This window comes from Cellulosimicrobium composti, from assembly GCF_010287905.1.
Taxonomy (GTDB): Bacteria; Actinomycetota; Actinomycetes; order Actinomycetales; family Cellulomonadaceae; genus Cellulosimicrobium; species Cellulosimicrobium composti.
On sequence record NZ_JAAFAN010000030.1, the window covers coordinates 40,749 to 48,563 of the forward strand.

5 protein-coding genes are annotated in these 7,815 nt (G+C 75.5%); 2 read left to right on the plus strand and 3 right to left on the minus strand.

Annotation, left to right across the window (positions count from 1 at the left end):
- Positions 1–53 precede the first annotated feature (53 nt).
- On the plus strand, positions 54–2,660 hold the full coding sequence (glgP, locus tag GYH36_RS10435) for an alpha-glucan family phosphorylase (RefSeq protein ID WP_162289810.1): 2,607 nt from the start codon (positions 54–56) through the stop codon (positions 2,658–2,660).
- A gap of 54 nt (positions 2,661–2,714) precedes the next feature.
- Here the strand turns inward: glgP and GYH36_RS10440 are convergent, their stop codons facing one another.
- Entirely contained in the window at positions 2,715–3,767 is a 1,053-nt protein-coding gene (locus GYH36_RS10440; protein WP_151192093.1) for a zinc-binding dehydrogenase, read from the minus strand.
- Positions 3,768–3,884: 117 nt separating this feature from the next.
- Between GYH36_RS10440 and GYH36_RS10445 the strand changes: the two genes are divergently transcribed.
- Entirely contained in the window at positions 3,885–5,444 is a 1,560-nt protein-coding gene (locus GYH36_RS10445) for an FGGY-family carbohydrate kinase (protein ID WP_162289811.1), read from the plus strand.
- A 63-nt stretch (positions 5,445–5,507) separates the two neighbouring features.
- Here GYH36_RS10445 and GYH36_RS10450 read toward each other — a convergent pair whose 3' ends face one another.
- Both GYH36_RS10450 and GYH36_RS10455 read right to left on the minus strand, forming a co-directional pair.
- Entirely contained in the window at positions 5,508–6,782 is a 1,275-nt protein-coding gene (locus GYH36_RS10450) for a RuBisCO large subunit C-terminal-like domain-containing protein (RefSeq protein WP_162289812.1), read from the minus strand.
- The gene (locus GYH36_RS10455) at positions 6,779–7,630 is read right to left on the minus strand and encodes an HAD family hydrolase (RefSeq protein WP_162289813.1); all 852 of its coding nucleotides are present in this window, start codon (positions 7,628–7,630) and stop codon (positions 6,779–6,781) included. Before GYH36_RS10455 ends, GYH36_RS10450 begins: the two co-directional genes overlap by 4 nt.
- Between the last annotated feature and the right edge of the window lie 185 nt (positions 7,631–7,815).

Below are 7,815 nucleotides of genomic sequence, written 5' to 3' on the forward strand. Positions count from 1 at the left end.
CGGCTGTGACACGCGGGGTGTGCTGCGGCGCGAGCCTGCGTACTCTCGTCTCCGTGAGAGCGATCCGACGGTTCACCGTCCGCACCCTGCTGCCCGCCGAGCTGCGTGACCTGGACGAGCTGGCCCACAACCTGCGCTGGTCCTGGCACGCCCCCACGCGCGACCTGTTCGCCGGCATCGACCCCGAGGCGTGGGCGTCCGTGCACGGCGACCCCGTCGCGCTCCTCGGCGCACTCGGCCCCGAGCGCCTCGCGGAGCTCGCCGCCGACGGGGCGTTCGTCGAGCGCGTGCGCGCCGCGGCGGCCGACCTGCGCCACTACCTCGACGACGCGCTGTGGTACCAGCAGCGGGTCGCCGAGGCGTCGGCCGACGGCGGGAGCTCGCTCCCGGCCGCGATCGCGTACTTCTCCCCGGAGTTCGGGATCACGTCGGTCCTGCCGCAGTACTCGGGCGGCCTCGGCATCCTCGCCGGCGACCACCTCAAGAGCGCGAGCGACCTCGGCGTACCGATCGTCGGCGTCGGGCTCCTCTACGGCGCCGGGTACTTCAAGCAGTCCCTCACGCGCGACGGCTGGCAGGTCGAGACCTACCCGCTGCTCGACCCCGACGGCCTGCCCCTGACGCTCCTGCGCGACGACGACGGCACGCCCGCGCGCGTCTCGCTCGACCTCCCGGGCGGCCGCGCTCTGCACGCGCACGTGTGGGTGGCCGCCGTCGGGCGCGTGCCCCTGCTGCTGCTCGACTCGAACGTGCCGGGCAACGACGAGGCCGCCCGCAAGGTCACCGACCGCCTCTACGGCGGCGGCGGCGAGCACCGGCTCCAGCAGGAGCTCCTGCTCGGCGTGGGCGGCGTGCGCGCGCTGCGCCTGTGGTCGCGCCTCACCGGCGCTCCGGAGCCGGAGGTCTACCACACCAACGAGGGGCACGCGGGCTTCCTCGGCGTCGAGCGCATCCGCGAGCTCGTCGAGCGCGGCCTGACGTTCGACGAGGCGCTCGAGGCCGTGCGCGCCGCGACCGTGTTCACGACGCACACGCCCGTGCCCGCCGGCATCGACCGGTTCGCCCGCGACCTCGTCGCGCAGTACTTCGGCGGCGACATGGCCGTCGACGGCCTGCCCGTCGAGCGCGTCCTCGCCCTCGGCGCGGAGGACTACGACGGCGGCGACCCGACGGTGTTCAACATGGCCGTCATGGGCCTGCGCCTCGGCGGGCGCGCGAACGGCGTCTCGCTCCTGCACGGCGAGGTGTCGCGCGGCATGTTCGAGGGGCTGTGGCCGGGCTTCGACGCGCGCGAGGTCCCCATCACGTCCGTGACGAACGGCGTGCACTCGCCCACGTGGGTCGACCCGGCGCTCGCGGCCCTGCAGGCCGAGCGGCTCGGGCTCGACGAGCTCACGGCCGACGACGCGTCGTCGCGCTGGCTGCGCGGCGACGGGGACGGTGCCGTGAGCGACGGCGAGCTCTGGGCGATCCGCCGCGAGATGCGTGGCCGGCTCGTCGACGAGGCGCGCCGCCGCGTGCGCCGGTCCTGGCGCGACCGGGGCGCGACCCCGGCCGAGCTCGGCTGGGTCGACGACGTGCTCTCGCCCGACGTGCTCACCATCGGGTTCGCGCGCCGCGTGCCCACGTACAAGCGGCTCACGCTCATGCTGCGCGACCCGGAGCGGCTCAAGGCCCTCCTGCTGCATCCCGAGCGCCCGGTCCAGCTCGTCGTCGCGGGCAAGTCGCACCCCGCGGACGACCAGGGCAAGCGCCTCATCCAGCAGCTCGTGCGCTTCACCGACGACCCCGCCGTGCGGCACCGGATCGTGTTCCTGCCGAACTACGACATCGCGATGGCCCAGTCGCTCTACCCGGGCTGCGACGTCTGGCTCAACAACCCGCTGCGCCCGCTCGAGGCGTCCGGGACGTCGGGCATGAAGTCCGCGCTCAACGGCGGGCTCAACCTGTCGATCCTCGACGGGTGGTGGGACGAGTGGTACGACGGCGAGAACGGCTGGGCCATCCCGACCGCCGACGGCGTCGAGGACCCCGACCGCCGCGACGACCTCGAGGCCGCCGCGCTCTACGACCTCGTCGAGCAGCAGGTCGCGCCGCGCTTCTACGACCGCGACGCCGACGGCGTGCCCGGCCGGTGGCTCGAGATGGTGCGGCACACGCTCGCGACGCTCGGCCCCAAGGTGCAGGCGACGCGCATGGTGGGCGAGTACGTCACGCGCCTGTACGCCCCGGCCGCCGCGGCCGGGCGCGCGCTCGCCGAGGACGGGCTCGCGCCGGCGCGCGAGCTCGCCCGGTGGAAGCACGACGTGCGCCAGGGCTGGTCGCGCGTGCGCGTCGACCACGTCGACTCGTCGGGCATCGGCGAGGTGCCCCAGGTGGGCGACCGCCTGACGGTGCGCGCCTACGTGTCGCTGGGCGACCTGCGCCCCGAGGACGTGCAGGTGCAGGTCGTGCACGGGCGCGTCAGCGAGGCCGACGTCATCGAGGAGTTCACGGCCGAGCCGCTCGCGCTCGCGGAGTCGTACGAGGCGGGGCGGCACGCGTTCGCCGGCGAGGTCGTGCTCGACGCGTCCGGGCCGTTCGGGTACACGGTGCGCGTCGTGCCGGCGCACGACGGCCTGCCGAGCGTCGCCGACCTCGGCCTCGTCACCAACGCCTGACCCGCTCCGGCGGGGGAGAGCCCGCGCGCGCCGCCCCGGCGCGCGCGGGCTCCGTCATGCTGCGGGGGCGTCGAGGTCGGCGGCCACCTGCACGACGACCTTCTCTCCGCGCGTCATGCGCTCGACGGCCTCCTCCCAGCGGTCGAGCGGGACGACGGCGCCGATGACGGGGCCGAGCCGCACGTGGCCGGACCCGAGGAGCCGGATCGCGGTGCGGAACGACGACGGCCGCTTGCCGCGCGAGCCGACGACCTCGAGCTCGCGGTTGACGACGAGGTCGAGGTCCGTCGACGGGCGCTCGTGGTAGAAGGCGACGAGCACGGCCCGCCCGCCCTTGCGCAGGTGCGTGAGACCGTCGGCGAGGACGGCGGTCGAGCCCGAGCACTCGAACAGCGAGTGGGCGCCGTACCCGTCGGTGAGGCGGCCGACGACCTCGCCGACGTCCTCGGCGTCGGCGTCCACGACGTGCTGCACGCCGAGGTCGCGGGCGGTCGCGAGGCGCGCGGCGTGCCGCGAGCGCCCGACGAGCACGACGGTCGCGCCGCACGCGACGGCGACCTGGGCGACGAGGAGCCCCACGGCGCCGGGCCCGGTGACGACGACCACCTCGCCGGCGAGCGCCGGGCTGCGCTCGACGACGGCGTGCACGGCGACGGCGAGCGGCTCGACGAGCGCGCCCTCCAGGAGCGTGACGTCGTCGGGCAGGCGGTGCACGGCGCGCCCGGGGACGGCGAGCTGGTCGGCGAGGCCGCCGTCGGTGGTGGTGCCGATGCCGGTGCGGTGGGGGCAGCGGTTGTACTGCTCGGTGCGGCAGTAGGCGCACCGCAGGCACAGCGAGGCGTCGGTCTCGACGCACACGCGGTCCCCGGGCCGCAGGTCGGGGCGGTCGGCAGCCGGGCCGACCCACCGCACGACGCCGGCGACCTCGTGGCCGAGGACGCGGCGGCCGTCGAAGCCCTGGCCGGACTCGACGGCGGAGCGGTCGGTGCCGCAGATCGCGCACGCGGCGACGTCGACGAGCACCTGGTCGTCATGGGGGACCGGGGCGGGGACGTCGAGCAGCGCGACGTTGCCGGGACCGGGCGAGTGCTTCACGAGGGCGCGCACAAGGCCTCCTTGCCTCTCTTTGCATGTATAGACAGGAGTATGCCAGACCGTGTATGTCTAGGGCAGTACGGGCGGCGCAGCACGCGCGCCTCACCTCGACGAAGAGGAGCACGACGCATGAGCAGGTACCTCGTCGGCATCGACGCCGGCACGTCGGTCGTCAAGGCGGCCGTCTTCGACCTCGACGGGACGGAGCTGACCCGCGCCGGGCGCAGCGTCCCGGTCACCAACCCGGCCCCGCACCTGGCCGAGGAGGACATGGAGCAGGTCTGGACCGCGGCGCACGAGGCGATCCGGGAGGCGGTCGCCGCGGCGGGCGTCGCCCCGGAGGAGATCCTCGCGGTCGGTGCCACGGGCCAGGGCGACGGCAGCTGGCTCGTCGGGCCCGACGGCAGGCCGGTCGGCCCCGCCTACCTGTGGACCGACGGCCGCGCGGGCGAGCTCATCGACGCGTGGTACGCCGACGGCACGGTGAGCCGGCAGTTCCCCGTCTCGGGCACCGGGCCGTACGCGGGGACGACGAGCGCCCTCCTGCGCTGGCGCCTGGAGAACGAGCCGGAGTCGCTGCGCGAGGGGGTCACCGCGCTGTGGTGCAAGGACTGGGTCGAGTACCGTCTCACCGGCGAGCTCTCGGGCGACCCGTCGGACGCGAGCCTCGCGGGCATCGACGTGCGCTCGCGCACGTGGTCGGACGAGGTGCTCGACGCGTGGGGTCTCGGTGCGGCGCGCCACGTGCTGCCGCGCCTCCTCGCGCCGACCGACGTGTGCGGCACCGTGACCCCCGAGGCTGCCGCGCTCACGGGCCTGCGGGCCGGGACGCCCGTCGTCAAGGGGCAGGTCGACATCGCCGCGTCGTCCCTCGGCGTCGGCGTCATCGCCCCGGGGGACTGCATGGCGGTCATCGGCACCGCCGGGATCGTCACCGTCGCGACCGACGACCTCTCGGCCGGCTTCGCACCGGCCGACGTCGGGTGGGTCATCCCGCACGGCCCGGACACGTGGGTCCGAGCGATGGGCATGAACTCGTGCACGCCGAACGTCGACTGGTTCCTGCGCGAGCTCGGCCACGGGTTCCACGAGGACGCGCGGGCCCGCGCGGTGTCGCTCTTCGAGCACCTCGACGCGACCGTCGCGAGCGTCCCGCCGGGCGCGGGCGGCGTCGTCTTCCACGGGTACACCGCGCCCGGCGGCGAGCGCGCGCCCTTCGTCAAGCCCAGCGCGCGCGGGTCGTTCAGCGGGCTCACCGCCGGGCACTCGCGCGACCACATGCTGCGCGCGGTGTACGAGGGCGTCGCCTACGGGATCCGCGACTGCCTGGACTCCATCCCCACGGAGGTGGGCACGGTGCGCCTCGCGGGCGGCGGCGCGTCGAGCCCCGTGTGGAGCCAGGTGTTCGCCGACGTCCTCGGCCGCCGCGTCGTCGTCCCGGCGGGCAGCGAGTTCGGCGCGAAGGGCGCCGCGCTCGTCGCCGGGGTCGGCGTGGGGGCGTGGTCGACCCTCGACGAGGCCGTCGCGGCGACGGTCGACGTGGAGCGCTCGTACGAGCCGTCGGCGCACGCGACGCGCGTGTACGACGAGTACTTCGGCGTCTACCGCCAGATCCGCGAGCACGTCGCCGCCACGTGGGACCTCCTGCACGCGGCGGGCCGGCGCACCGAGGCGATGCTCGCCGCCTGACCCGCACGCGAGAGAGGGGCGGGTGGTGACGACCACCCGCCCCTCTCGTCGTGCGTCGACGCGTCAGTCCAGCACGCCGAAGCGCTCCAGCGCCGCGGCGAGCTCGGGGTGCTCGCGCGCCGCGTCGCGCACGTCGCGGCCGGCGACCGCGGCGTCGATCGCCTGGCGCATGGCGCGCACGCCCGCGGCGGGCCCCTGCGGGTGCCCCTGGATCGCGCCTCCCGCGCCGAGGACCACGTCGGTGCCCGCGTCCCGCACGTACCGCGCGACCACGCCGGGGTGCACCCCGCCGCCGATCACGGGCAGCGCGGGGGCGACGTGCGGGCGCGGCAGCGCGAGCTGCTGCAGCGTGCGCAGGTACGGCAGGCGGCGGACCGGGTAGCCCCCGTACGGGGTCGTCGTGAGCACGAGGTCCGCCCCCGCGAGTCGCGGGAGCATGCCGGCGGCGATCGGGGCGCTCATCCCGGAGGCGGGTCCCTCGAAGTACGGGCCGGTGCCGGCGAAGTGGCCGAGCACGGGGACGTCCACCGCGTCGCGCAGCGCCTGCAGGCCGCCGTACCCGACGGTCGCGTAGGTGATCATGAGCGCGCGGGCCCCCGCGTCGACGGCCCGGCGCGCGGTGTCGAGCATGCGGTCGGGCCGGTCGGTGACGTTCGGGACGTAGACCACGTCCTTGCCCGTCTCCTCGAGCACCTCGCGCGCGGCGCGACCGAACTCGCGCACGCGCTCGACGACGGGCGAGAACGACGTGTCGCCGAGCAGCTCGTCGTCCTTCACGAGGTCCACGCCCCCGAGCGCGGTCTCCTTGAAGATCCGCGCGCCCTCCTGCGGGCTCAGCCCGGTGCACGGCTTGATCATGTTGAGCACGAGCGGCCGGTCCGTGACCCCGACGAGCTCGCGCACGCCGGCGACCCCGAACCGGGGTCCGCCGAGATCGCGCGCGTAGGCGTCCGGGAGCTCGAGGTCGACGAGCTTCGCCTGCACGGACGTCGACGCGTCGTTGCCGAGCAGCGTCGTGAGCAGCATCGGGAGCTGCGGCCCCACGTTGACCGTCGGGACGGCGATCTGGACGAGGAAGTCGTGCACCTCGTCGTCGTCGCCCCCGACCTCGACGGGCGGTGCCTCGAGGACGCGCACGACGCGTCCCTCGTGCCGCGCGCGCAGCTCGGGCGTCAGGCCCGGCACCTCGACCCAGGTGCCGGTCGTCTGCCCGACGGCGAACGTCGTGGCCCTGGCCATGACGTCGGTGCCCGCGGGCAGTCGCAGGTGGTACGTCGCGAGCACGTAGTCGTCGCCGCGGACGTCCTCGGGGAGGCGGAAGAGGGAAGCGGTCGTCATGCGAGGTCTCCGGTCCGGGGGGCGCCGAGGCCCAGGTGGTCGAGGGCGTGCTCGAGGAAGGCGGCCAGCCCGTCCTCGGCGTGGTGGCCGATGCTCGCGAGCGTGACGGCCTTGACCTCGGGGCGCGCGTTGCCCATCGCGAACCCGTAGCCGATGCGGGACAGCCACGGTACGTCGTTGCCGCCGTCGCCGAACCCGAGCGTGCGGTCCGCGGTCACGCCGAGGCGGTCCAGCACGAAGGACAGGCCCTCCCACTTCGCGCCCCGCTCGGGCGAGAGCTCGAAGAACTCGTCCATCGCACGGGCGATCCGGGGGACGCGCGAGACCGTGGGGGCGACCTCGTCCAGACGGTCCCCGCGGCCGACGACCATGATCTTGACGATCGAGCGCGGGTCGGTGTCCCGGAGGTCGGCGACGCGCACGTCCTGCTCGTTGAGCGCCATGAGGAGGTCGCGACCGAAGCCCGGCTCGGAGATGAAGATGTCGCGCGACGTCCACCACGTGCAGGTGAGGCCGAGCTCGTCCGCGAGCTCGGCCATCGTCCGGACCTCCTCCGGGGCCAGGGTCTCGACGCGCAGGTCCTCGTCCGTGCGCGGGTCGACCACGACGGCCCCGTTGCAGCAGACCACGGGCAGGTCGAGCCCGATCGAGCCCGCGAGAGCGAGGGTGTTGGCCCGTGACCTCCCGGTGACGAGCAGGACGGGGACGCCGGCGTCGCGGACGCGGGCGACCGCGGCCGCGGTGCGCGGCGAGACGGCGTGGTCGGCGCCGGCGAGCGTCCCGTCCACGTCGAGGGCGAGGGCGCCGACGTCGGCGAGCGAGGGGAGGGTGACGGTCGAGGACGACATGCTTCTCCTGAGGTCGGGTGTCATGACGCGCGGGCGGGGCCCCGGGGGGGGCCCCCCGGGCCCCCCCCCCACCCCCCCCCCCCCGGCCCCCCCCCCGGGGGCGCCGCCCCCCCCCCCCGGCCCCCCGCGGGGGGGGGCGCCGGGCCCCCCCCCCTCCGCGGTGCGGCCGTCGAGCGGCCGGGTAC